This is a genomic window from Microbulbifer sp. MLAF003, assembly GCF_030012965.1.
GTDB classification, from domain to species: Bacteria; Pseudomonadota; Gammaproteobacteria; order Pseudomonadales; family Cellvibrionaceae; genus Microbulbifer; species Microbulbifer variabilis.
Genome location: NZ_CP120232.1, coordinates 4,794,462 through 4,818,653 on the forward strand (window position 1 = coordinate 4,794,462; position 24,192 = coordinate 4,818,653).

Here is a 24,192-nt window from a genome sequence, read left to right on the forward strand (position 1 = left end):
AAGATTAACGAACAACCGGCGGCGTACTGAAAGTATGGTATGGAGCCGGTGAAGGTACAGTCCACTCCAACCCCTGTGGGTTATCCCAAACTTGCTCGGTAGCCTTTTTACCCCCCATTACAGTGCGTACCACATTAAATAGAAATACCACCTGTGCCGCACCAAAGAGGAAGGCTCCTATACTGGCCATCTGGTTAAAGTCGGCAAATTGTAATGCGTAATCCGGGATTCGTCTTGGCATACCGGCGAGACCAACAAAGTGCATAGGGAAAAACGTGAGATTCAAACCGATAAAAGCCAGCCAGAAGTGCACTTTACCCATGGTCTCGTTGTACATATTGCCCGTCCACTTAGGCAGCCAATAATAAACAGCCGCGGTAATGGAGAATATAGCTCCTGGGACAAGAACATAGTGGAAGTGAGCTACTACAAAGTAGGTGTCGTGATACTGAAAATCTGCTGGAGCGATCGCCAACATCAATCCTGAAAATCCACCAATCGCAAACAGGATAATAAATGCGATTGCAAACAGCATCGGGGTCTCAAAAGTCATTGATCCACGGAACATAGTGGATACCCAGTTAAATATCTTTACACCAGTAGGTACTGAGATCAGCATCGTTGCGTACATAAAGAAAAGTTCACCGGCGATTGGCATACCCACAGTGAACATATGATGCGCCCATACAATCAGGCTCAGAAAAGCGATCGCCGCAGTGGCGTATACCATGGAGCTATAGCCAAATAGCGGCTTGCGGGCAAAAGTAGGGATAATTGCCGAGATAATGCCGAATGCCGGCAAAATCATAATGTAAACCTCAGGATGCCCAAAGAACCAGAATACATGCTGGAATAACACAGGATCTCCACCGCCAGCAGCACTAAAAAAGCTGGTTCCAAAGTGAATATCCATCAACATCATAGTTACCACACCTGCGAGAACAGGCATCACGGCAATTAAAAGGTATGCAGTGATCAGCCAAGTCCAAACAAATAGCGGCATTTTCATCAATGTCATGCCAGGTGCGCGCATATTCAAGATGGTGGCAATAATATTAATAGCTCCCATGATCGAGGAGGCACCAAGGATATGCACAGAAAAAATAAAGAAGGTTACGCTGGGTGGTGCGTACTCAGTGGAGAGAGGCGCATAAAAAGTCCAGCCAAAATTAGGGGCACCGCCCTCCATAAAGAGTGTGGATGCGAGCATCGCGAACCCAAAAGGTAATATCCAGAAGCTCCAGTTATTCATACGTGGCAAAGCCATATCCGGAGCGCCGATCATCATCGGGATCATCCAGTTGGCAAGGCCTACAAAAGCCGGCATAACTGCACCGAATACCATGATAAGCCCATGCATCGTGGTCATTTGGTTAAAAAACTCGGGTTGCACAATCTGCAGGCCCGGTTCAAACAGCTCGGCGCGAATCACCAGCGCCATACACCCGCCCAAGAAAAACATTGCGAAACTAAACCATAGGTAAAGGGTACCTATGTCTTTATGATTTGTGGTGTAAAGCCACCGCTTTAATCCAGCTTGAGGACCATGTGCCATGCTAAATTTCCTCCGGGCATTTACTGCTTATTCTTGAAATTGAGGATATCAATAGGCTGAACTGTGTCGCCCATTTCGTTGCCGAAGGCATTGCGTTGGTAGGTAATTACCGCAGCGAGATCTACTTCAGACAATTGCTCTCCAAATGCCTGCATGGCAGGGTTTACCTGGGAGCCATCAATGACGATATCCAGGTGAGTATCCAGTGGCCCGGTGGCTATTTTCGATCCAGCTATAGCCGGGAAAACCCCGGGTACACCTTTGCCATTTGCTTGATGGCAGGCAGCACAAGCACGGTTGTAAACTTTTTCCCCTGGGCGAAAAGCTCATCAAAGGTAAAATTTTTCTCAGTCAATTTGCGTATCTTCGCAGCGGATTCAGCCCGGCCACCCAACCAGGCAGTATATTCTTCTTCTGGGACCGCCTTGATAACAATTGGCATGAACCCGTGGTCTTTGCCACAAAGTTCTGCGCACTGACCGCGGTAAATTCCAGGCTCCTCAATGCGTGTCCAGGATTCGTTTATAAAACCCGGTATTGCATCTTTTTTAACAGCGAGATCCGGTACCCACCAGGCATGGATTACATCATTGGCTGTAATCAGGAAGCGAATTTTTTTCTTAATAGGAACAACTAAGGGTTCATCCACTTCCAGCAAGTAGTTGGGCCCTTTGGGCTGTTGATTATTAATCTGTGCCCGGGGCGTGGAGAGGTTAGAGAAGAAGGAAACATCAGAGCCCAGGTATTCGTACTTCCACTTCCACTGATACCCGGTAATCATGATATCCAGATCAGCCTTATCTGTGTCGTAGATATCGTACAGCGTTTTTGTGGCAGGGATTGCCATCAGGATCAGGATAACGGTGGGAATAATTGTCCACACCAACTCGACTGCGGTGCTCTCATGGAATTGTGCAGCCTGGTGCCCTTTACTCTTTCTATGCCGCCACATGCTATAGAACATGACGCCAAAAACCAGGACACCTATGGCCACACAAATCCAAAAAATGAGCATGTGCAGTTCATAGGTGGTTTGGGCAACTTCCGTTACCCCTTTGGGCATATTGACCCCCCAGCGCTCAACAGCTTGCTCTTCCGCCACTGTAGAGTGGGTGGTCAGCGAAGCAGCCAGCAAGGCGAACAGCCGATCGAAGCCTCTCAACATCGCCTACAGATCTCCGTGGTTGCGGGCTTCACAGGGAAACCCGAAATTTTATTTTGGCCGCTGGCCTTCACGGATAACTGAAATCTCCCAGTACCATATGGCGATACAGGGTTAATTCCACACAAAAATTGTGGACATACTGTAGTAACACAAGACTACATACACTGGGCGGAGAGATAACTCCGCATTACTGCCGTCAGTGCAACTTGTTATTCTTAGTAAAAGATTTTTTTACTTCAGATGTCGTCGTCCGGAAGGTACAACCAACAACCTGTGTTTCTTATTTGTCGCAACTACTGCAGGTACAACGGGAACATATTGCTACCGAAAAGTCAATCGACGCTTATAGCGAAAAATTATGCTCGTGTGCTCCAACTTGTTAGGGAATTACAAATAAATTTCATCACTATTTTGAGATGCTCTTACTAAGTATGAGCTTATTTACAGATACTTTGTAACAAGACGATTTTTTTGGATAAATATGACTACTATTTTAAAGTCCCATAAACCGAGGTTCATTAAGCAAAATCCAATCAACCTCTGTTTAAATCAAAGATAAATATTTCAATATTTTTTCGGCCAAGATTTACCATGCAGATATGGCATAATCGACAGCTTAGCAACAAAAGATTTTTACGCCAGGATAATCTGCGATATCATCAATCCGCCATCTAGTCGACGGGTTGGCATTGGCACCATAGGTAAAACTGGTACCAATCTCTTCATTTATGCCGTGTGATTATTTCAAGCTCTAACAGATCATGCCGAAAGCCCGTTAACTGCACTATGCAATCGACTTACTTCAACTGAGTTAGTACACCTCAGTCCGATACTTATGCCTAGCCGGCAAAAATATATTTTCCGTGGCTTTTCCTATGCAGCATTCACAACTCGACAAACAACCACTGCGAAGGGTATGGAACCTTGCTTGGCCCATGATTCTGAGCAATATCTCTGTCCCTTTATTGGGGGCTGTGGATACCGCAATTCTGGGACACCTACCCTCGCCAGAGTATCTATCTGGAGTGGCTGTAGGTGCGAGCGTCATGTCCATGCTACTTTGGGCCTTCGGTTTTCTTCGCATGGGCACTACCGGCCTAGTAGCCCGAAGTGATAAGGGAGGAGTTGATTGGCTATTACGCGCACTGCTACTGGCTCTCTGCCTCGGGGTTTTACTTCAAATAATTGCCTTTCCCTTACTAAGCCACATAGTCGGTTGGATGAATGCCAGTGTTGAAGCTGGCCCTCATGCATTATCTTACTTACAAATACGCCTGATAAGCGCCCCTATCGCGCTAGCCAACTTTGCCATACTCGGATTTTTTATTGGCAGGCAGGATAGCCGCGCTCCTTTATATATATTACTCGCCGCCAATATTCTTAATATTGGCCTGGATTTTCTACTGATACTCGGCCTTGGCCTTGGCGCAAAGGGTGCCGCAGTTGCTACCGTAAGCGCTGATCTATTTGCCTTTGTACTCGGTTTTTATTTACTTCGCCGGATAGATGGCGATATCTGGTCTGACATCGTTAACCTGTTATGTAAGCGTCAGCTTCTTCCCTGGGCAAATCCAAAGCCCTGGATCGAATTACTCCACATTAATACAGACCTATTTATTAGAACATGTCTTTTACTTTTGACACTGACTTTTTTCACGGCCCAGGGGGCGTCTCAAGGCGACTCTGTTTTGGCTGCCAACGCAATTCTGCTCCAGCTTTTGATGATTACTTCTTATGCCCTTGATGGCTTTGCACATGCCACTGAGGCGCTGGTAGGAGAGTCCATTGCTAAAAAATCAAGCAAGCTCTTCCAGGCAACCGTTCACAGTGCTGGAATCTGGGCTCTCGGCAGCGCTATAGGCCTTACCATACTTCTGGTTGTGGCACAGCCAGTTATTCTCTCTCTGTTTACTGATATCGGTACTGTTATAGAACAGGCCAATCACGTGTACTGGTGGCTTTGTGCCTTACCGCTAATAGCGGTATGGAGCTATCAACTCGATGGAGTTTTTATTGGTGCCGGTAGAAGTCGAAAAATGCGCGATACAATGTTTATTGCCACTATTGTAGTTTTCTTCCCTAGTTGGTGGTTAACCCAGAGTTGGGGCAACCATGGCATATGGTTCAGCTTATTTTTGTGGATTAGTGCACGTTCTGTGGGGCTCATAGTTTATTATCGATACTACACTGTAACCGACTCCTGGATACAAAAAGGAGCATGCCAACAAAATAAATACACCGATACAACAAACTATTCAGAATAAGCGGAATATTCATTCCGGTTATTCTCAAAAAGAAATTAGTACAGACAGAGTGAACGAATCAATGCAGAGAAATGAAAACTATAAAAACTATAATTTCAGGATGGTAAATACTGAGCGGGCATAATAATGCATTAAAACCCGCTCACCATTTTTTTAGTGGACAGATACCGGTATCTGCTTCCGGGCAACGATCTGGGTATAGTTGGCAAAAAACTCACCCTCCCCCTGTAGCATCGCACGATTCAGTCCTTCTACCTCTGACCGGAGTTTGGAGTCGTAAAAATACAGGCTACCATTTCGCACAGTATACCCTCTGGTATTTTCAGCCATCAGCCGATAGAAACTAGAAACCCGCTCAAGATAGATCTCTGCTCTTTTAAGGGAGAAACTACCCTTCTGATAATAATCGAGCACTTCAGAATTAATTCGGTTCCAGATGTTCTCCTTCTCTTGATCTGAGAACCGGTAGGCCTGCAGCTTAATATTAATATCACTCTGCAGATCTCTCAGATATCTGTCTGCAGCACGGGCGGATTCCTTAAGCCCTCCGATGATTTTTTTACGCTTACGCAGCGATTCCTTTCTCTTGAAAGTTCTGGCATCTGACATTTCTGCGGAAGCCAGTTCGCCGAGAGGCCGAAAAATAGTGATATGTTGCAGATTGGTATTCCTGGTCAATTTCTCACAGATCTCCACAGCATACCGCCAGGATTCAAACGGTTTTCCGTCCAAAATTTTTTTGGCAATGCTTCAATATCTGCATTCAGTACTTGCTGCTGCTCACGATAGAAATTCGGGTGTTTTTTCCAGTCATTTGCCTGCAAGCGAAATAAGCTCAGAATTCCCTGGTTAACACAGCTAGCCAGCAAGTGAGCTGTCTGCTCTTGCTGATGCCTCTTGATCTCACGGTAACGATCAAGGCCGTACAAACCTACTACAAAAACGACTACCAACAGGGTCAATAACAAATATATCTTTTTCACTTTTTATTTTTTTGGGGCGGCTGAATAAGTTTGACAGGTTCCTCACGTACTTCTTTCCTTTGCGTGGAACTGACTCTTGTTAGCAATTCCGTTGGCGCAGATTGCAAGCGGATTTCATCCTTAAACCCACAGGAAACACATTCCCGATAATTTTTACCCTCCTCCTGGTAATTTACAATCCGATCCATTTCACTGCAGCGCGGACAGACTGCACCTGCAATGAAACGTTTTTTCTGCGATTTCTTTTTCCCATCAGGCTTTTCTGTACTGATCATGACTACTGCTCAATCTTTCATGATATGGAGGCTTCTCAAGCCGGGCTGATGTTCAGTTCTTGCTGCTCGATACCAGAGTGGCGCAACAGTGCATCAATCTGGGGTTCTCGACCACGGAACTCAGTAAACAGTTCAAGTGCATCACGACTACCTCCCTGCTCTAGAATGCTATGCAAGAATCGCTTGCCAGTGGTTTCATCAAAAATGCCTTTCTCCTCAAACAGGGAAAAAGCATCAGCAGACAGCACCTCCGCCCACTTATAACTGTAATACCCTGCCGCATAGCCGCCGGCAAAAATATGGCTAAATGCATGCTGGAAACGATTTTGTGCCGACACAGGCACCACGGCAACTTCAGAGCGTACCTCAGTAAGCAGATGCTGGATCTTCTCGGCGGACAATTCCTCTTCACAGCAATGCAAGCGGAAGTCAAATAATGCAAATTCCAGCTGACGCACAGTAAACATGGCGGACTGGAAGTTCTTTGCCGCAAGCATCTTATCCAGCAGTTCCTTCGGCAGAGGATCACTGGTTTCAAAATGTGCAGAGAGCATGGTTATCGCCTGTGGTTGCCAACACCAGTTCTCCAGGAATTGGCTGGGCATCTCAACAGCATCCCAGGCAACACCATTAATCCCGGAAACAGCTGCCACATCAATTTTCGTGAGCATGTGGTGCAAACCATGACCAAACTCATGGAACAGCGTGGTCACCTCGTAATGTGTTAATAGAGAGGGCATATCACCAGCAGCTGGACTGAAATTACAAACGAGATATGCAATGGGCAACTGTATTCCTTGCTCAGTCTGGCGACGGGTTGCCACGGTATCCATCCAGGCGCCGCCACGCTTTTTCTCCCTGGCGAACGCGTCCAGGTAGAAGCCGGCAATACGTTCACCGCCCCTCAGTAGCCAGAAAAATTGCACATCGTCATGCCAGGTAGCAACTGAGGTATCCTCCTCGACAGTAATTCCAAAAAGCTTCTCAACGACCGCAAACAATCCATCGACGACTTTTGCGTAGGGGAAATAGGGGCGTAGTTCTTCCTGGCTGATGGCATAGCGTTTTTGCTTAAGCTTCTCCGCTACCCAGGCAATATCCCAGGGTTGTAATTCATCCAATTCGAATTCTATTTTGGCGAATTCACTGAGTTCCTTCATCTCCTGCTCAGCAGCCGGCCTTGCCCGCTTTGCCAAGTCGTTAAGAAATTCCAGTACACGCTCAGTATTTGGCGCCATTTTGCTGGCCAGGGATAGCTGAGAATAACTGTCCAAACCCAATAGTCGAGCCTGGTCCGCACGCAGAGCCAAAATGGATTCCATCACCTCGGAATTATCAAATTCACCAGCATTCGGACCAACTTCAGAAGCCCTACTGACAAAAGCCAAGTGCACCTGACGACGTAATTCGCGATTATCCGCATGGGTCATTACTGCCAGATAGCAGGGACCCTCCAGTGTAACCAACCAACCGTTTTTACCTTTGCCCTGCGCGGCGCTGCTTGCAGCCGCTAACGCAGTCTGCGGCAAGCCCGCTAACTCTGCTTCATCTTCAGTGTGCCAAGTCCAGGCATTTGTGGCATCCAGCACGTTATTGGCAAACTGGCTGGAAAGCTCTGCCAAACGGCGACTGTTGGCTGCGAATTGTTCACGGGCACCCCCTGTAACCCAACACCACTGAGCTCGAAATCCCGCAGGCCCAATTCCACCGACTTTTTACGAGCTTGTTGCCAACTATCGAATCCCTGAGCGGCAGCCAGCTCTTGGTAAACCTCATACAGCTCACGATTTTGACCCAGTTCGGTCCAATAAGCAGTCACTTGCGCTAGTGCAGCTTCATAGGGCGAGCGCCACTCACCACTCAATACACTGTTTAGGTGGCTCACCGGAGAGAAGGCGCGGTTCAGTTCGTCCTGGGCCTGCTCTAGGGGTACCAGCGTATTTTCCCAGCCCGGATTATCCAAGCCCTGCTGTAACTGTTGCTGACAATGGGCGATCAGCTCGGAGATTGCCGGCTCGACCTGTGTCGGCTGCAATTGGTCAAATGCCGGAAGTAGCGGGATATTCAGTAATGGATTGGACATACAGGACCCTGTGCTCGAAATAGGATACAGCTATGATAGAGGATTCATTGTACAGGAGCTTCTTTATGTCCCCACTGCGCAGCCACAACGACTCTGCCGGCGAGAAAGTCCCGCAAATCGGTAATGGTGTTTATATCGATCCACAGTCGGCTGTGATCGGCGATGTCACTCTCGGGGATGATTGCTCCGTATGGCCAATGGCCGTGGTACGCGGCGATATGCACCGTATTCAAATAGGTGCGCGGACCAGTGTACAGGATGGGGCTGTATTACATATCACTCATGCCGGCCCTTTCAATACTGACGGCTGGCCCCTGACAATTGGCGAAGATGTCACTATCGGACATAAGGCCTGCCTGCACGGCTGCACCATTGGCAATCGAGTGCTCATCGGTATCGGTGCCATTGTGTTGGATGGTGCAACGATTGAGGATGAAGTGGTGCTAGCTGCAGGAGCCTTGGTGCCACCGGGCAAAACCCTGGAAAGTGGCTACCTCTATGTAGGTGCCCCTTGCAAGAAAGCTCGCCCTCTATCCGAAAAAGAAAGGGCTTTCTTCCGTTATTCTGCTGAGAACTATGTGAACCTCAAAGAACAGTACCTGTTGCAGGAACAGTACTAAACACTCACTGATTTAAAGAGTGCCCATGCTCAACCTCAATACCGATCAACTGCACACTTTCGTGCGCGCGTGCGAAGAGAAATCCTTTTCTGCTGTCGCCAGGGGAATGGGCCGCGCACAGTCTTCAGTGAGTAGCGCCATTCAAAACCTGGAACTCGACCTGGGGCTAGTTCTGTTCGATCGCAGTGGAAAGTATCCCCAGCCCACTGCAGCAGCCCAGGCCCTGCTGCCTCTGGCCCGTCAGGCCCTGGGACAGCTGCATCGTTTCCAGCAGGCTGCGGACTCCTACCAATGCGGAGAGGAGCCACTGTTGCGAGTCCAGTTTGAAGAGCTGGTTATGCCTGACCGCCTCAACGACATGCTGGCGACATTCAGTAAGCATTTTCCCCACAGTTGAGCAGCGCCGACGGCGAGCATGCTGTGGGCAGTGTGGCCCAAGGTACCGTAGACTTCGCCTTTGTAAATGCTCGGGAAAATTACCCTGATGCATTGGATTTCAGTACCCTCGGTCGACAGCCTGTGCTCTGTCTCGCCAGCCCTGATCACGCCCTGGCGCAAGAGAGTAGTGCCAGCCTCAGTGAGGCTGCCCAGTACCGGCAGATTATCACCGCATCAGTGACCAGCCAGCACCGCTGGCAACTCTCGGCTCAAATCTGGATCTGTGACTCCCTACTGCAAGCTCTGGATCTAGCTTGTAAAGGCGTCGGCTGGGTAAACGCTCCATATGAGCTGGCACGCCCCTTCCTAAAGAGCGGAAAATTAGTAGAGCTAAACTTAACCAGCGCGCTCAGTGCCTGGAGCCTGGATGTCGACCTGCTCTGGTCGGCCAGAACAGCCCAGGGCCAGGCTGGACTTTGGTTCGCACGCGAGGCTAGGCGCCTATACGGCAACTACTACAGCCCACCTATCGAAATTACCGATAGAAGCTAATTTCTTCCTAACGGAAATAACAATAAAACTTAGCTGCAGGGCCTATTGAGCCCAACTTTCTAGTATCGGCAACCAGGAGCCTACGATATGAATGAACAGCAGCGTCTAGAGGAAATGGACACTTTCTCCCGTAGATACCGCTACGACATGGACTACCTCAGGGAGTTTTTGCGAAGCTCTCCGCAGGGTTATGAAAAGTTCGCCAATTTCCAACCGCTATCCATGCATAGGGAATTCCTGCCACTGGATATATTCTGGGTCAGTAAGCTGGCAGCCATGCAGGTGGCCGACTGCGGTGCCTGCCTGCAGCTCAATGTGCGTATGGCGCTGGAAGCGGAAATAGATCCGGCAGTGGTCAAAGCCTGTATCCAGGGCGGCAGCAACCTGCCTGAAGCGCTAAAAGATATTTATGACTTCTCCACCGCACTGGCGAGTTACAAGAATATCGATCCGGTGCTGGATGAGCGCATCGGTGTCCAGCTCGATATGAAACAGCGGATTGAACTGGGCGTGAGCGTGGCAACTGCTTCAGTCTATCCAACCATCAAACGCGCCATGGGCCACACCCAAAGTTGCAGTCTTATCGAGATCGAATTCGAAGCCTGAATACATTGCCGGCCATGTCTGCCGGCAATTTTTTTACTTGCCCTGGAGTCGCAGTAAGCCGGAAGCAGCTATACCGCCAATGGCACAAGCCAGGATTATAACTAACGGAGTCAGTTGCCCCAGCATAAAGGCGCCGTAGTCGTAACCGCGCTGGGGCAGCAGGTAGAGCAACATTAAGCCAGCTGGCACCAATGAGAGCAGTGCGCCACGCAAAAGCCAGGTATTTCGCCAGGGTAACAGGAACAACAGCCCACAAAGGCCACCCCAAACAATACGCTGGTATAAATAGGCGTTGCTTAGCCGAGGAGCCAGATCCACTCCCAGCCACTGAGTAAAACCGTATTGCCCCATAGCCCAAAGGCCAAGCGCATAACAAAGCCCGCCAAAACAACCAACAGCAAAACACACGGATAATTTGCGTACCAACTCACGCACAGCCAGTTCCTCTAATTATTGTTGTTATTCAATTCCCGGCGCAGCCTGGCCATCACGGGGGTCACCAGTGGGCGTACACCACGCCATAAGAAAAATGATTCCGCTGCCTGCCCCACCAACATACCTAACCCATCTGCAGCCTCGATACCCAAACCATGAGCCCAATGCACAAAAGGAGTGGCTCCGGTGGCATACACCATGTCGTAGGCTTTGCCCCCCTGAGCGAACAGGTGATCCGGCAATGGCGGCAGCTCATTGTCCAGGCTGGCGGAGCTGGCATTGATCACCAGGTCAAAACTACCACACAACCCCTGCAAACCACCTCCGCTGAGGGCGCCATAATGGGAGAATTCATCTGCCAATTGTTCAGCCCGGTCTGCGGTGCGATTAGCCACATGCAAATGAGCCGGCTGCTCTGCCAGCAGTGGTAAAAGGGCTCCGCGCGCAGCACCGCCAGCGCCCAGCAGCAGAACTCGCTTGTCACGAATTGACCATCCCAGGTTGTCACGGATATCGGCCACCAAGCCGGCACCGTCGGTATTGTCACCCAGTAGCCGCCCATCTCGTCGAAGTATCAGAGTATTCACTGCTCCGGCAGCGGCAGCGCGCTCGGTGAGTTCGTCCGCTAACTCGCATGCCTTCAGTTTAAATGGCACTGTAACATTCAAACCACGGCCACCCTCCGCAAAGAAAGTACGCACGCTATGGGCGAATCCATCCAGAGGTGCAAGCAATTTGCTATAGGTAAGATCCTGGCCGGTTTGCTTGGCAAAAGCGATGTGAATTTCTGGGGAGAGGGAATGGGCAATAGGATTGCCCACAACTCCATAGCGATCACTCATGAAAGTGACCTCTTGCGCGCCCTTACCGCTTCGCGAATTTTGGCGCTTTCATCGACAATAATCAGACCGTCTATCTTAAGCCCCGATTCTGTCTCGGTGAGCAAATAGCGGGTTTGGGAGCTGTAAAGCTCAACTGCTTTTTCTTCTCCCTTGGGGTGTAGCAATGTCCAGCGCACACTGGCCAGGCTACTGAATTCATTCAACTCGATAACCTCTGTTACTGTGCCAAGGATCTGACAAACCTCTAAACGACGATAGGCGTTTAGTAGCTTGCTTACTTGCTTTACAAAAGCCTCGCGATCAATTGCCGATTTACTGCCGTCCTCATGGTAGTAATGTAGGGGAAAACGGTAAAAGTCGGCAATCTGCTCAGCATCCCCTGTTTCAAAGTGGCGTCGGTAGTCAAGAAACAGTGAATTGATGCCTTCCAGTCGCGATTGATGCACGGCATACCTCCGTTGTGACAAATTCCCCGGCTATAGCCAGTCCCGATGTGGCAGAAAATCTGTATAGAGTTTTTCCTCTGCTGAGCCCGGCTCGGGGTGCCAGTCGTACTTCCAACTGACCAATGATGGCAGGGACATCAGGATCGACTCGGTACGCCCACCGCTTTGTAAACCAAACAAAGTGCCGCGATCGAACACCAGATTGAACTCCACATAACGGCCACGACGGTACAGTTGAAATTCGCGTTCGCGCTCGCCAAAATCAGTGTCTTTTCGCTTTTGCACTATGGGCAGATAAGCATCCAAGTAGCTGTCGCCCACGGCACGGGTAAAGGCAAAAGCATTGTCGAATCCCCCCTCGTTAAAATCGTCAAAAAACAGGCCACCCACTCCGCGAGCCTCATCGCGATGCTTCAGGTAAAAATACTTGTCACACCATTGCTTGAAGCGTGGGTAGGTATCCTCGCCAAACGGGGCACATGCCTGCCTGGCTGTGCTGTGCCAGTGCACAACATCCTCTTCAAAACCGTAGTAAGGGGTAAGGTCATATCCCCCTCCGAACCACCATATTGGTTCGGCACCGGGCTTTTTAGCGACAAATAGACGTACATTGGCATGGCTGGTGGGCACATACGGGTTACGAGGGTGAATTACTAGGGAGACACCCATGGCCTCAAATGAACAACCGGCCAGTTCAGGACGGCTCGCTGTAGCAGAGGGCGGCAGGCCATCGCCGTAGACGTGGGAAAAATTCACACCGCCCTTCTCTATCAGGTTGCCCTCTTCCAGCACTCGGGTTCTCCCGCCGCCACCGCCAGGTCTCTCCCAGGCATCCTCATGAAATTTCCGCCCATCCTCGGCGCCCAGGGCATCGCAGATGCGATCCTGCAGATTCAGCAGGTAGGCTTTTACTTCCTTGGTATCTATATCATTCATGGGGAACACTGCTTTTGCTTATCAGAAATCAACCACCCGCGCGCATCAATTTTCCGCTGAGCAGATCGCGGATTTCACTTGGTGAATTGCGGCCGCCGGTGGAGCCTCCACCGACAAAGTCGAGCGCATCGCCGAAATATCGCAATACCTGGTACTTATAGCGAGCGGGCTGACATCCCGCCGGGTTGGCAGAAGTGGATACAATAGCACCGCCAAAAGCGCGTGTTAACGCTGCGGTGAATGAGTGGTCAGTGCAACGCAAGGCCACTGACGGATGGGCGCCACAGACCCAGTAGGGGATGCGGCCCAAATGGGGAACCAACCAGGTAACCGGACCAGGCCAGGTTGCATGCAATTGCTGGCGCTGCTCATCACTGAGGGGGTCGAGTAATTCGCTAAAACTCGCCTCCTCTCCGGAAACCAGGATCAGGCCCTTCTCCAGTGGACGGTTCTTCAATTGCAACAAACGCCGAACCGCCTGTAAATTATTTGGGTCACAGGCGAGCCCCCACACAGATTCGGTAGGGTGGGCAATAACACCGCCCGCCGCCAGGGCTCGGGCGGCCTGCTTTACAGCGAGCGGTGAATACAACATAGCGACGAATTACTTGGTTTTGCGCTGCTGCAGGTCTTTTTGCAGCTGCTCATCCTTGGCAATAATCGCTTCGGCATTGGCACGACGTTCATCTACCAGCTTCTGGTGCATTTCAGCATCAGAAGAACCGATAATCTGTGCAGCCAGATAGGCTGCGTTCTTGGCACCAGCCTTGCCAATCGCCACAGTTGCCACCGGGATGCCACCAGGCATTTGTACGGTGGATAACAGGGCATCCAGGCCATCCAGGGAAGCGTTAATCGGCACACCTATCACCGGCTTCAGGGTGGTGGCAGACACTGCACCAGCCAAGTGCGCAGCCATACCCGCGGCACAGATAAAGGCTGCACAGCCGCGCTTGTCGGCATCGGTAACGTAATTATGTGTGGCTTCCGGGGTGCGGTGGGCGGAAGTGACTTTTACCTCAAAAGGAATATCGAACTTTTCCAACACACCAAAGGCGGCTTCCATGACTGGCAGATCGGAGTCGGAACCCATCAGGATTGCTACAAAAGGCTTGCTCATTTCAACTCTCTTTACTGTCGAAGCGGGGGAAGCGCGGCAATCTAGCCGATTGTGCAGTTGGGCACAAGGTGTTGCCGCTACCAACAACTCCTTCTGGTTAATATTTGAACATCCTTGTTTTGCCGAGATGAGTCTCTTCCAGTTTTACCTGGTTAGAGCCACGCCTGACTCACGGGTTCCACCACCATGGGCGTGTGGTTTCTGGATGTCTGACCCTTCCAATCGAAGATACTGGCTTTATATCTCTTATTCCGAGAGTATCCAGTTTTTTCCTGTAACGTTCTTGATCCCCATCAGTTACCGAAAGGGTCAACGCTTGCCTGAAACTCTTCCGGTAGCCACCATCACCAACCTTGAAGCGGGCCATCCCCAGGAGAAAATGAAAACGGTGATCAGCTCTTTCCAGAGAGATCGCGTCCTTGGCCCGCTTGAGTGCCAATTCAAAGTGCTCTTGTTTATAGGCAGCCAAGGCCATGCCATACCAGTAGTAGGGATTTTGTTCTCGATACCCCTGTAGCCGCTCAGAGAGAATATTCGCCAAATCAAAATCACTGCGGTTTCTGAGTGCTCTCTCCAAATTACTCAGGGCAATCAAATTAGTATTATCCAGTCCAAGAGATACCCCGTAGGCATCGACAGCTTGGTCTGAATACCCCGCAGAGCGATAGATTGCACCCAAATTATTCCAAAGGTCTGACGCATCGGGAGACAAGGATAAGGCTTTGCGTAAGTAAATAAATGCCCGATTTATATCTCGCTTAGAAAGAAAGTCCATCGCCAGATTACTATAAAATCTGGCAAATGCTTCATCATCTCCAAGTGTTTTTTGGCGATAGGCTGGAGTGTAATCAACAAAATTGAAATCCAAGACACGGTGCTCATTTCCAACATCGGCAATGACATTGATGTGTTGGTAAACAAAAGTATGCTGACCTTCAAAATACCGAGTTTCTGGTATAAACACCTCATTAAATTTTATGTCTATATCCAGTTCTCGAGCCATAGCAACCATAAAGGCACTAAACGCCATACAGTTACCCCGCTGCTCTTCAAATACTTTAGAAGCTTCTAGGGTGGCATCAGCATCATAATAAATTGAGAAATTGTTACCTTGTAAACTTCCAACCAGGGTATTAAGGCGATCACTATCGGTTACACCATCGACCGACCCCAAAAGCAACCGCATCTCATCATTCACTGCCAAAATATCTATATCGGGAAGATCGGTATCTGATACCGGGTGCCCCAAAAGAACAGCACCTGAGAGTAAATTTTCTTTTGTGAAGTTTTGTGGTGGCAAAGAATCGGTGATCGAGGGCTGCACTGCACATGCAGCCAAGCCCAGCATCATTATTAGAAGGATAATTATTCTTATAAATTGTATTTTCATAGTTTTGTCCTTCTACGTATTTTCAAAATACATAAAACATGAAATACATTTTTATCATAAAAGTCAGGATAATTTATTGTTAATATCAGATTAATTACATTTACTCACCACAGCTGGACCAACCTGCGGCAGAAAAGACCATGACTATTTGTACAGTCCAGCACCCACCCAACGTATTCATTGCAAGTGTTCAATTTCGCACTTTACCTGTTGAATAAATGGCTACACTGCATCGGCAAGCAACTTCATTTTAAGTTAGATCTTTCTCAGCCAACCTACAGCAAGCAGAACCGCGGGCAGTTAGCTGATAACCACTGGGTAATTCTTCTAAAAGCCCCTCCAGTTCCAACTGTAACAACAACCCCATCAACTCCCCCGAACCTTCCCCACTATCCATAGCCAGTTGCTCAATACTGCGGGGGCCGCCAGCGAGGGCATCCACAATAACCTGTTGGCGCCCCTCTAATACTTCACGGTTTTTTTCCGCTGAAACAGGCTCTGACAGTAGCCCCCCAACTGGGAGGCGATGTCGCCACTGGTCTCAACCAAAGTCGCGCCCTGCCTGATCAGGTGGTGGCAGCCTTGAGCCATCGGATTGTGAATCGAGCCAGGAATGGCAAACACTTCTCGGTTTTGCTCCAGTGCCAAGCGCGCCGTAATTAGGGAGCCGGAACGCAACGCAGCTTCAACTAATAACACCCCCATAGAAAGCCCACTAATAATACGGTTGCGGCGAGGGAAGTTTTTGGCCTCGGCACTACTACCCAAAGGCAGCTCACTGAGAATCGTTCCGCCCCTTTCGAGAATATCCCCTGCCAGCCTCTGGTTATGACGAGGGTAGATTCGGTCCACACCGCTTCCCAACACTGCAATAGTTGCCCCCCTTCCATACAGGGCTCCGAGATGCGCCGCCGCATCTACCCCCAGGGCAAGTCCAGAGGTGATTGCGAAACCGGCAGTGGCGAGCTCTGCGGCAAACGCGCGAGCATTATCCAAGCCGGCGCTGGTAGCGCGGCGGGCACCCACAATAGCAATCTGTGGCAAGCAAAGGTTTTCTGTCCTGCCGCGAAGATAAAGTACCGGAGGTGGTCGGGAAGTTTCACTTAATAGAACTGGATAATCAGTATCCCCATAACACATTAAATGAATCCCATTCTCTACGCAGCGAGCACGCTCTTCTTCAACCCAACTGATTAGGGCACTCTGGGCCTGCAATCGGGTGAACTCATACCACTGGGATCGGGCTCGTGCTGGGAGTTTAGATAACAGGGTATTGGGGAGTTGCTGCAAGGCTTGAAGCGGGCAACCGAAGTGCTCGAGCAATTGCCAATATCGGGCGGGGCCTATGCCCTCTAGGCGTAGTAGGGCCATGCTTGCGGTTAACGCATCCATGCCGTTTACTCTGTTTTTTGGTTGAGCGGCGGTCCAAACAGCAAGATCCGCCGCAGAGAATAGGGCTACGTTAAGGGTTGCGCACCAGATCCATCACAGCCAGGGGGCGCTCTGCCTCAAGCACCAGGGCGAGACTCATCTTTTCAAAGGTGCGAAATACCATCATCTCACCAGCGCGTTCATCAGGCAATTTCACACTGTCACCGACAATACGATCGCGAACAACGGAGCCGCGCTTGTAAACAGCCATAACATTACCCGGCTCTATGCCATCGCGGTCTCCCAGATTGAGGATAACCACATCGAACTTACCGATCTGGGTAACTCCTTCATCCACTCCGACAATCAATCCATCTATGGGAAGAGCTGGAGCACTGGGATGAAATAATGCTTCGATTGAGCGTTCCTCTACCGGCATCAAGCGATCTTCCAGGCGAATCTCGCGAGCCGTATTGGCCACTCCCAAAGTGGCTACTGAGAATCCAGGCAGGCTATCCGGGTCCAACTGCAGCAGGTCAACTTCCCCGATACCCAACGCTTGGCGACCAAGGGTTTCATTACTGACAGGATCGGCATAAACCGGTCCGGGACGGTATAGACCATAAGAGGCCAAGGGGGCCTCGAAGTCACCGCGTGCATAAATGGTATCTCCAGCGCCCATCAGGATATGGTTATCGGAACCGGACACCACATAGGGCGTACCTTCAAAAGCGTTGGGTTCAACGATACGGGTACGCGAGAGAAAAGCATTTATTGCATCAAGAGGAATCGCAGGGATAGCATTTTCTACCGCTTCACGGCGGATCTGGGGCGTCAGGCGACTGCCATCCACTCCTGGTGACAGCTGGTAAGCCCGTGGACCGCGCTGGAGCTGTAACTGAGGCTGTCCATCCACATAGACCAGGCGCAAGCTGTCGCCGGGGTAAATTAAGTGCGGGTTTTCCACTTGAGGATTCACCTGCCAGATCTCGGGCCAATACCATGGCTGTACCAGAAACTCACTGGAGATATCCCACAGGGTATCGCCCTTCTGCACTACATAAGCATCGGGATGACTGGGGTTCAGGCGTACCTGATCCTGGGCTTCAGTGCCCAGGGCAACCGCCAGCATCGAAACAGCGGCCAGGATTATTTTTTTCATGGAAGCATTCCTATGCTCTTTATCGCTATAATTCTCAGCGCCGGGCTACTCTCTGGTGGAAAGTAGCCGGACCCGGGCGCAAAGCGCCAGCGAAAATCAGGGGTCCACTCGGTAAATATTGAGCGCGATCATAATGTTATCAGCGCACGTTCAACGAATACTAGAAGTTTGTCACAGGTGTTATGGCTAAACTCGAGATACTGGAATTTCCCGATCCTCGTCTACGCGAGGTCGCAAAACCGGTCGCTGAAGTGACCGATGCACATCGCCAGTTGCTGGACGACATGTTTGAAACCATGTATGCCGCACCCGGCATCGGCCTCGCCGCTATCCAGGTCAATGTGCAGGAGCGCATTGTGGTGGTGGATATATCCGAGGATGGAAGCGAGCCACTCGGCTTTATCAACCCGGAAATCGAAGTACTGGAAGAGGAAATCCACCAGTACGATGAGGGTTGTCTATCCGTGCCAGGCTTCTACGAGACCGTGGAGCGCCCGCGTAAAGTGCGGATCAAGGCCCTGGATCGCAATGGTGAACCCTTTGCCATTGAAGCAGAGGGACTATTGGCAGTATGTATCCAGCATGAAGTCGACCATCTGGATGGCAAACTGTTCGTGGATTACATCTCCCCACTCAAGCGCAACCGCATTCGCTCCAAGCTGGAAAAATCCCAGCGCCGACGCGCCTGATAAAGAAGGCTGGCCGCCGGCATATCCGGCGCCAGCTATTTCCTCCGATTTGAGAATCAGCCAGTGAATATCATTTTTGCCGGCACGCCGGACTTTGCCGCCGTGCATCTGCAAGCGCTACTAGATAGTGAGCACAATGTCATTGCCGTATACACCCAACCGGACAGGCCGGCGGGTCGGGGCAAGAAGCTGCTGTCCAGCCCGGTCAAGCAATTAGCCCTTTCCTACGATATTCCAGTGTACCAACCACTGAACCTGCGCGACAAAGATGCCCAGGCCGAACTTGCATCTTTACGCGCAGATATAATGGTGGTGGTGGCCTATGGCCTGATTCTTCCCCAGGCGGTTCTGGATACTCCCCGTTTGGGCTGTGTCAATGTACACGCTTCTTTATTGCCACGTTGGCGCGGTGCCGCGCCCATACAGCGCGCGGTAGAAGCTGGGGACCTCAAGAGTGGCGTGGCCATTATGCAAATGGAGGCTGGCCTTGATACAGGGCCGGTTATAGTGGAACGCCGTTGTGCCATTGAACAGGATGAGACTGGCGGAAGTCTGCACGACAAGTTGGCAGAGCTCGGCGGTCCTGCCCTGATTGAAGCCCTGACAAAAATGGCTTCCGGCACAGCCAAGCCAGAAATCCAGGATGAAAACCAGGCCAACTACGCTAATAAAATTTCCAAGGAAGAGGCACGTCTAGATTGGCGGCGATCCGCAGAGGAGCTGCAACGACAGATCCGCGCCTTTAACCCCTTCCCGGTTTCCTGGACTACCTACCTCGATAAAAAAGGCGAGCAGCGGTTACGTATTTACAGTGCCGCACTAGAGCGCGGCTGTCACGATCAGGCACCCGGCACTATCCTCGCCAGCGATGATGAAGGTATCCTGGTTGCCTGTGGCCGCGAGGCCCTGCGCCTACAACTCCTGCAACTGCCTGGCAAAAAGGCCCTACCGGCAGCAGAAATCCTGAAAGGCTATCGAGAGCAGTTCGCCCCAGGCACGCTGCTGGGTGAAACAATACGATGAGTAGAGATGTACGCGCCGAAGCCGCTCGAATTATCGCCGCCCTACTGGAAGAGCAGGGTTCGCTGGCACGCCTGTTACCAAAGGCCGAAGACAAGGTAGAGGAGCGCGACCGCGCACTCCTACGCGAACTCTGTTACGGCAGCGCCCGCTACGCACCGCGACTGCAATTAATCGCGGCCAAGCTGCTGCGCAGGAAGCCCGGAGACACCCTGGTCAGCGCTTTGATTCTGTTGGGCCTATATCAACTGGAATACACTCGTATTCCCGATCATGCGGCTATTTCAGCTACGGTAAACGCCGCGCGCAGTCTGGGCTTGGATCGAGCTACCGGGGTGATTAACGGCGTATTGCGCAATGCACTACGCAACAGCGAACAACTACAGCGCAAACTATCCGGCAACCCCCAATTCAGCTCCATACACCCTGCATGGCTACAACAACGTATCAAAGCCGCTTGGCCAGATCGGGCATCAGGAATTTTCCGTGCCAACAACGCCAACCCTCCTATGACCCTGAGGGTAAATACGTGCAAAATTTCCCGTGCGGATTATTTGCAGGAGCTTGCTGAAACCGGCCTATCCGCAGAACCCTGCCCGGTATCACCAGTTGGTATCACCCTGGTTGAGCCGGTATCGGTGGGCGCTTTGCCGGGCTTCACAGAAGGGCTGGTTAGCGTGCAGGATGAATCTGCTCAATTGGCGGCGCTACTGCTCAATCCTCTACCTGGCGAGAAGGTGCTTGACGCCTGTGCGGCACCGGGCGGCAAAAGTTGCCACCTGCTGGAACAACAGCCCACTATTGAGCTAAGTGCACTGGATATCGAGGAAAATCGCCTTGATCGTGTGCGGGAGAACCTCGACCGCTGTGGGCTGAGTGCGCAGTTAATCTGTGCTGATGCGAGCGCACCAGAGGCCTGGTGGGATGGGCAGCAATTTGATCGTATCCTGCTCGACGCCCCCTGCTCCGCCACTGGTGTGATCCGCCGCAACCCAGATATCAAATTATTACGACGCGATGAAGATATTGCCGAACTGGCTCGGCTGCAGGGTGAGATATTACGCTCCAGCTGGGGTCTGCTGAAACCCGGTGGCAGCCTGGTTTATGCTACCTGCTCAGTACTACCAACGGAAAATAGTGAAGTTGTCGCGGCTTTCATTGCGGAGACTGTAGATGCGAGCGACAATACTCCTGAACTGCTAAACGGCAAGTCCTGGGGAGAAAAGCAGCCTGTGGGGATACAGCTTCTGCCCCAGAACAGTGGCGGCGACGGTTTCTACTACGCTCTGCTGAGCAAAGCCGAATAACAGCGGCGCGGGCCGCGAGTCTCATCCGATATGAAAATTGTCATTCTCGGCGCCGGCCAGGTGGGCGGCTCACTGGCGGAGGCCCTGGCCTCAGAACGCAACGATATTGTCCTGGTGGACAGCGACGAGAAAACCTTGCGCGAGCTTCGTGATCGTATCGATATCGGCGTGGTTATCGGCCACGCCTCTCATCCTGACGTACTGATGGATGCAGGTATTGAAGATGCCGATATCCTGGTGGCGGTGACCAACAACGATGAAACCAATATGGCGGCCTGCCAGATTGCACACTCACTGTTTCGCGTACCCACTAAAATTGCACGGGTTCGCGCCTCTTCCTACCTGCGTCACCCAGAGCTGTTCGATAACCAGGCCATTCCTATTGATGTCCTGATTAGTCCGGAGCAACTGGTATCAGAATATATTGCACGCTTGATGGAACACCCCGGCGCACTGCAGGTGCTGGACTTCGCCGATGGCCGAGTACAGCTTGTTACGGTATTAGCGGTACAGGGCGGCCCTCTGGTGGGGCACCAATTGCGCTACCTGCGCGAACATATGCCGAAGGTGGATACCCGGGTGGCAGCCATCTACCGCCGCAACCGTCCCATAATTCCTCAGGGTGACACAGTTATCGAAGCCGGTGACGAAGTATTCTTTATCGCTGCGCGCGCTGATATTCGTGCAGTAATGAGCGAATTGCGCCGTCTGGAGCACGGCTACAAACGCGTAGTCATTGCCGGTGGCGGCAATATCGGCCTGCGTCTCGCCACCAAGCTGGAAAACCGCTATTCAGTCAAGATTATTGAGCAGAGCCACGAGCGCTGTATCTTCCTGTCCGAAGAGCTTTCCCACACCATTATTTTGCACGGTAGTGCCTCTGACCAGGAACTGTTGCTGGAGGAAAATATCGAGGATACGGATGTGTTCCTCGCCCTCACCAATGATGACGAAGCTAACATCATGTCATCACTACTGGCTAAACGGCTCGGCGCGCGCAAGGTAATGACCCTCATCAATAACCGTGCTTATGTCGACCTGGTACAAGGTGGTGAGATCGATATTGCTATTTCACCACAGCAAAATACGATCGGTAGCCTGCTTACCCATGTGCGTCGTGGTGACATGGTTAATGTCCACTCCCTGCGCCGCGGTGCAGCTGAAGCCATTGAGGTTGTCGCCCATGGTGATGAACGCACCTCTAAGGTGGTTGGTAAAAAAATCGAGGACATCGACCTTCCCGATGGCGCTTCTATCGGAGCCATTGTGCGTGAGACAGAAAATGGCAGTGAAGTTTTGATGGCCCATGATGATGTGATTGTGCAAAGTGACGATCATGTAATTGTGTTTCTGGTAGATCGCCGCCAGACACGCCATGTGGAACAACTGTTCCAGGTGGGTTTCGGCTTTTTCTAAAGCCAGAATTCGATTTATAACTCCGGCGATCACTACTCCTTTCGTCCACATAAAGAAACTACAGATAACAGGCTAATAGGCGCCAATGCGAATAGCGGTAATTGCGCGAGTTTTTGGAATTCTACTGACGGTGTTCAGCCTGACACTGCTGCCGCCTATCGTGGTGTCCCTATGGTATAGCGACGACACCCACAGTGCCTTTATTGCCGCTTTTGCTATTACCCTGATTACCGGTCTGTTTATGTGGCTACCTGTGCATGACCTGCGCCAGGATCTACGTACACGGGATGGCTTTGTGGTGACTTCGCTATTTTGGCTGATCCTTGGTAGTTTTGGTTCCCTGCCCTTCATTATCAGCCCACAGCCAGACCTGAGTATTACCGATTCGATTTTCGAATCGATTTCCGGACTGACAACCACTGGTGCCACGGTAATTACCGGCCTGGACACTCTGCCTCCAGCAATCCTTTACTACCGCCAGCAATTGCAGTGGTTTGGTGGCATCGGCGTAATTGTTATTGCGCTGGCTATCCTGCCCATGCTCGGTATTGGTGGCATGCAGTTATACAAAGCGGAAATTCCCGGACCGGTGAAAGACACCAAATTAACACCGCGTATCGCCGAAACGGCGCGAGCGTTGATCGTGATTTATGTAATCCTCACTATCCTGTGTGGTATCGGTTACTGGTGGGCCGGCATGACCGTTTTCGACGCCGTTGGCCATGCCTTTTCAACCGTAGCCAACGGCGGCTTCTCCACCCATGATGCCAGTATGGGCTTTTACGCCCACAACCGCGCGATCATGGTGATCTGTATCATTTTCATGTTTACCGCAGCGATCAACTTCGGCTTGCACTTTTACGCCTTTCGTAACAAAACCATAAAGCACTACTGGCGCGACTCCGAATTTCGCTTTTACGTGATGCTTATTTTGGGCGCCGGCTTGCTGATCAGTTGCTACCTGTGGATATTGAATATTTTCTCGCCCGGAAACAGCCTGCTACACGGCTTTTTCCAGGTGGTCTCAATCAGTACTACTGCGGGTTTTGCCTCTGAAAACTTCTCAGCCTGGCCGGTATTCCTTCCCTATGCGTTGCTACTCCTAGGGATTCTCGGCGCCTGTGCCGGCTCCACCTCTGGTGGTATCAAGGCCGTGCGCGGCATGTTGATCATGAAATCCGGCATGCGCGAGCTAAACCGCCTGGTACATGCCAATGCGGTGATCCCCATTAAGATCAACCGCAAAATCGTACCCGACCGCGTAACCGATGCCGTATGGGGTTTCTTTGCCGTCTATGTGCTGTCGTTTTTTATTCTCTCAATTATTGTGATCGCCACCGGCGAGGATTTTGTTACCTCTGTGACCACCGTAGCCTCCTGCCTCAGTAATATCGGACCCGCGCTCGGGGATGCGGCCTCCCATTATGGCTCCGTCAATGAGGTGGCGAAGTGGTTCCTGATCCTCGCCATGTTGATGGGCCGCCTGGAAATTTTCACCTTGCTGGTACTACTGACTCCGGCTTTCTGGCGCCATTAAAACTGCCCCGTCTCCTTGGACGCTTGACGCATAGCAATAT

24 protein-coding genes and 2 pseudogenes are annotated in these 24,192 nt (G+C 51.0%); 10 read left to right on the top strand and 16 right to left on the bottom strand.

All coding sequences use genetic code 11. The features are described from left to right. Positions 1 to 4: 4 nt before the first annotated feature. Positions 5 to 1,555 (bottom strand): cytochrome c oxidase subunit I, encoded by a 1,551-nt coding sequence (gene ctaD / locus P3339_RS22850; RefSeq protein WP_020413836.1) that lies wholly within the window; start codon positions 1,553 to 1,555, stop codon positions 5 to 7. Between the two features lie 20 nt (positions 1,556 to 1,575). Continuing rightward, positions 1,576 to 2,720, bottom strand: a pseudogene (coxB, locus tag P3339_RS22855) (cytochrome c oxidase subunit II). A gap of 875 nt (positions 2,721 to 3,595) precedes the next feature. On the opposite strand from coxB, the gene P3339_RS22860 reads away from it, so the two are divergent. Further along, on the top strand, positions 3,596 to 4,984 hold the full coding sequence (locus tag P3339_RS22860) for an MATE family efflux transporter (protein WP_282952012.1): 1,389 nt from the start codon (positions 3,596 to 3,598) through the stop codon (positions 4,982 to 4,984). A gap of 153 nt (positions 4,985 to 5,137) precedes the next feature. On the opposite strand, the gene P3339_RS22865 is transcribed toward P3339_RS22860, so the two are convergent. The 4 genes and pseudogenes from P3339_RS22865 to P3339_RS22880 form a co-directional block, all read right to left on the bottom strand. Further along, positions 5,138 to 5,662 carry a hypothetical protein gene (locus P3339_RS22865; RefSeq protein WP_282952013.1) on the bottom strand — a complete coding sequence of 175 codons (525 nt, stop codon included), beginning with the start codon at positions 5,660 to 5,662 and terminating at the stop codon, positions 5,138 to 5,140. Continuing rightward, positions 5,659 to 5,967 carry a hypothetical protein gene (locus tag P3339_RS22870; protein ID WP_282952014.1) on the bottom strand — a complete coding sequence of 103 codons (309 nt, stop codon included), beginning with the start codon at positions 5,965 to 5,967 and terminating at the stop codon, positions 5,659 to 5,661. Before P3339_RS22870 ends, P3339_RS22865 begins: the two co-directional genes overlap by 4 nt. Beyond that, complete coding sequence (locus P3339_RS22875; RefSeq protein WP_020413840.1) at positions 5,964 to 6,242, bottom strand: YheV family putative zinc ribbon protein; 279 nt, start codon at positions 6,240 to 6,242, stop codon at positions 5,964 to 5,966. Before P3339_RS22875 ends, P3339_RS22870 begins: the two co-directional genes overlap by 4 nt. A 35-nt stretch (positions 6,243 to 6,277) precedes the next feature. Further along, positions 6,278 to 8,325 (bottom strand): annotated as a pseudogene (locus P3339_RS22880) (M3 family metallopeptidase). A gap of 65 nt (positions 8,326 to 8,390) precedes the next feature. On the opposite strand from P3339_RS22880, the gene P3339_RS22885 reads away from it, so the two are divergent. From P3339_RS22885 to P3339_RS22900, 4 genes are all read left to right on the top strand, one after another. Next, positions 8,391 to 8,945, top strand: coding sequence for a gamma carbonic anhydrase family protein (locus P3339_RS22885; protein ID WP_282952015.1), 555 nt, complete (start codon positions 8,391 to 8,393; stop codon positions 8,943 to 8,945). A gap of 25 nt (positions 8,946 to 8,970) precedes the next feature. Beyond that, entirely contained in the window at positions 8,971 to 9,342 is a 372-nt protein-coding gene (locus P3339_RS22890) for a LysR family transcriptional regulator (protein WP_282952016.1), read from the top strand. Continuing rightward, positions 9,339 to 9,875 (top strand): substrate-binding domain-containing protein, encoded by a 537-nt coding sequence (locus P3339_RS22895; RefSeq protein ID WP_282952017.1) that lies wholly within the window; start codon positions 9,339 to 9,341, stop codon positions 9,873 to 9,875. The genes P3339_RS22890 and P3339_RS22895 overlap by 4 nt, the downstream gene beginning before the upstream one ends. An 87-nt stretch (positions 9,876 to 9,962) precedes the next feature. After that, the gene (locus P3339_RS22900; RefSeq protein ID WP_282952018.1) at positions 9,963 to 10,481 is read left to right on the top strand and encodes a hypothetical protein; all 519 of its coding nucleotides are present in this window, start codon (positions 9,963 to 9,965) and stop codon (positions 10,479 to 10,481) included. Positions 10,482 to 10,514: 33 nt separating this feature from the next. On the opposite strand, the gene P3339_RS22905 is transcribed toward P3339_RS22900, so the two are convergent. The 10 genes from P3339_RS22905 to P3339_RS22950 form a co-directional block, all read right to left on the bottom strand. Then, positions 10,515 to 10,916, bottom strand: coding sequence for a hypothetical protein (locus tag P3339_RS22905; protein ID WP_020413845.1), 402 nt, complete (start codon positions 10,914 to 10,916; stop codon positions 10,515 to 10,517). Between the two features lie 11 nt (positions 10,917 to 10,927). Beyond that, positions 10,928 to 11,758 (bottom strand): shikimate dehydrogenase, encoded by an 831-nt coding sequence (gene aroE, locus P3339_RS22910; RefSeq protein WP_282952019.1) that lies wholly within the window; start codon positions 11,756 to 11,758, stop codon positions 10,928 to 10,930. Next, on the bottom strand, positions 11,755 to 12,204 hold the full coding sequence (locus P3339_RS22915; protein ID WP_282952020.1) for a DUF6841 family protein: 450 nt from the start codon (positions 12,202 to 12,204) through the stop codon (positions 11,755 to 11,757). Before P3339_RS22915 ends, aroE begins: the two co-directional genes overlap by 4 nt. Positions 12,205 to 12,234: 30 nt before the next feature. Then, positions 12,235 to 13,140, bottom strand: coding sequence for an oxygen-dependent coproporphyrinogen oxidase (gene hemF, locus P3339_RS22920; RefSeq protein ID WP_282952021.1), 906 nt, complete (start codon positions 13,138 to 13,140; stop codon positions 12,235 to 12,237). A 28-nt stretch (positions 13,141 to 13,168) separates the two neighbouring features. After that, on the bottom strand, positions 13,169 to 13,735 hold the full coding sequence (locus tag P3339_RS22925) for an L-threonylcarbamoyladenylate synthase (protein WP_020413849.1): 567 nt from the start codon (positions 13,733 to 13,735) through the stop codon (positions 13,169 to 13,171). 9 nt (positions 13,736 to 13,744) lie between these two features. Beyond that, entirely contained in the window at positions 13,745 to 14,260 is a 516-nt protein-coding gene (gene purE / locus P3339_RS22930; RefSeq protein WP_020413850.1) for a 5-(carboxyamino)imidazole ribonucleotide mutase, read from the bottom strand. Between the two features lie 169 nt (positions 14,261 to 14,429). Next, entirely contained in the window at positions 14,430 to 15,650 is a 1,221-nt protein-coding gene (locus tag P3339_RS22935; RefSeq protein ID WP_157533529.1) for a tetratricopeptide repeat protein, read from the bottom strand. A 250-nt stretch (positions 15,651 to 15,900) separates the two neighbouring features. Beyond that, complete coding sequence (locus P3339_RS22940; RefSeq protein WP_282952022.1) at positions 15,901 to 16,092, bottom strand: DprA-like winged helix domain-containing protein; 192 nt, start codon at positions 16,090 to 16,092, stop codon at positions 15,901 to 15,903. A 20-nt stretch (positions 16,093 to 16,112) separates the two neighbouring features. Then, entirely contained in the window at positions 16,113 to 17,042 is a 930-nt protein-coding gene (dprA, locus tag P3339_RS22945; protein ID WP_282952023.1) for a DNA-processing protein DprA, read from the bottom strand. A 70-nt stretch (positions 17,043 to 17,112) separates the two neighbouring features. Next, positions 17,113 to 18,183, bottom strand: a complete 1,071-nt coding sequence (locus P3339_RS22950; protein ID WP_020413853.1) for a LysM peptidoglycan-binding domain-containing protein — start codon at positions 18,181 to 18,183, stop codon at positions 17,113 to 17,115. Positions 18,184 to 18,365: 182 nt separating this feature from the next. Here P3339_RS22950 and def point away from each other — a divergent pair, with 182 nt between their 5' ends. From def to P3339_RS22975, 5 genes are all read left to right on the top strand, one after another. Further along, on the top strand, positions 18,366 to 18,872 hold the full coding sequence (def, locus tag P3339_RS22955) for a peptide deformylase (protein ID WP_020413854.1): 507 nt from the start codon (positions 18,366 to 18,368) through the stop codon (positions 18,870 to 18,872). 63 nt (positions 18,873 to 18,935) lie between these two features. Then, positions 18,936 to 19,895 carry a methionyl-tRNA formyltransferase gene (fmt, locus tag P3339_RS22960; protein ID WP_282952024.1) on the top strand — a complete coding sequence of 320 codons (960 nt, stop codon included), beginning with the start codon at positions 18,936 to 18,938 and terminating at the stop codon, positions 19,893 to 19,895. Further along, a complete protein-coding gene (gene rsmB / locus P3339_RS22965) occupies positions 19,892 to 21,199 on the top strand; it encodes a 16S rRNA (cytosine(967)-C(5))-methyltransferase RsmB (RefSeq protein WP_282952025.1) in 1,308 nt (435 codons plus the stop codon). The genes fmt and rsmB overlap by 4 nt, the downstream gene beginning before the upstream one ends. Positions 21,200 to 21,229: 30 nt before the next feature. Then, positions 21,230 to 22,615, top strand: coding sequence for a Trk system potassium transporter TrkA (trkA, locus tag P3339_RS22970; protein ID WP_020413857.1), 1,386 nt, complete (start codon positions 21,230 to 21,232; stop codon positions 22,613 to 22,615). A gap of 85 nt (positions 22,616 to 22,700) precedes the next feature. Continuing rightward, positions 22,701 to 24,152 carry a TrkH family potassium uptake protein gene (locus P3339_RS22975; protein ID WP_020413858.1) on the top strand — a complete coding sequence of 484 codons (1,452 nt, stop codon included), beginning with the start codon at positions 22,701 to 22,703 and terminating at the stop codon, positions 24,150 to 24,152. Positions 24,153 to 24,192: the final 40 nt, after the last annotated feature.

What these genes read in the sequence shown, in the direction of transcription:
- ctaD (WP_020413836.1), bottom strand. Translation starts at nt 1,555, where the DNA reads ATGGCACATGGTCCTCAAGCTGGATTAAAGCGGTGGCTTTACACCACA.
- P3339_RS22860 (WP_282952012.1), top strand. Translation starts at nt 3,596, where the DNA reads ATGCAGCATTCACAACTCGACAAACAACCACTGCGAAGGGTATGGAAC.
- P3339_RS22875 (WP_020413840.1), bottom strand. Translation starts at nt 6,242, where the DNA reads ATGATCAGTACAGAAAAGCCTGATGGGAAAAAGAAATCGCAGAAAAAA.
- P3339_RS22885 (WP_282952015.1), top strand. Translation starts at nt 8,391, where the DNA reads ATGTCCCCACTGCGCAGCCACAACGACTCTGCCGGCGAGAAAGTCCCG.
- P3339_RS22890 (WP_282952016.1), top strand. Translation starts at nt 8,971, where the DNA reads ATGCTCAACCTCAATACCGATCAACTGCACACTTTCGTGCGCGCGTGC.
- P3339_RS22900 (WP_282952018.1), top strand. Translation starts at nt 9,963, where the DNA reads ATGAATGAACAGCAGCGTCTAGAGGAAATGGACACTTTCTCCCGTAGA.
- aroE (WP_282952019.1), bottom strand. Translation starts at nt 11,758, where the DNA reads ATGAGTGATCGCTATGGAGTTGTGGGCAATCCTATTGCCCATTCCCTC.
- hemF (WP_282952021.1), bottom strand. Translation starts at nt 13,140, where the DNA reads ATGAATGATATAGATACCAAGGAAGTAAAAGCCTACCTGCTGAATCTG.
- P3339_RS22925 (WP_020413849.1), bottom strand. Translation starts at nt 13,735, where the DNA reads ATGTTGTATTCACCGCTCGCTGTAAAGCAGGCCGCCCGAGCCCTGGCG.
- purE (WP_020413850.1), bottom strand. Translation starts at nt 14,260, where the DNA reads ATGAGCAAGCCTTTTGTAGCAATCCTGATGGGTTCCGACTCCGATCTG.
- P3339_RS22935 (WP_157533529.1), bottom strand. Translation starts at nt 15,650, where the DNA reads ATGAAAATACAATTTATAAGAATAATTATCCTTCTAATAATGATGCTG.
- dprA (WP_282952023.1), bottom strand. Translation starts at nt 17,042, where the DNA reads ATGGATGCGTTAACCGCAAGCATGGCCCTACTACGCCTAGAGGGCATA.
- P3339_RS22950 (WP_020413853.1), bottom strand. Translation starts at nt 18,183, where the DNA reads ATGAAAAAAATAATCCTGGCCGCTGTTTCGATGCTGGCGGTTGCCCTG.
- def (WP_020413854.1), top strand. Translation starts at nt 18,366, where the DNA reads ATGGCTAAACTCGAGATACTGGAATTTCCCGATCCTCGTCTACGCGAG.
- rsmB (WP_282952025.1), top strand. Translation starts at nt 19,892, where the DNA reads ATGAGTAGAGATGTACGCGCCGAAGCCGCTCGAATTATCGCCGCCCTA.
- trkA (WP_020413857.1), top strand. Translation starts at nt 21,230, where the DNA reads ATGAAAATTGTCATTCTCGGCGCCGGCCAGGTGGGCGGCTCACTGGCG.
- P3339_RS22975 (WP_020413858.1), top strand. Translation starts at nt 22,701, where the DNA reads ATGCGAATAGCGGTAATTGCGCGAGTTTTTGGAATTCTACTGACGGTG.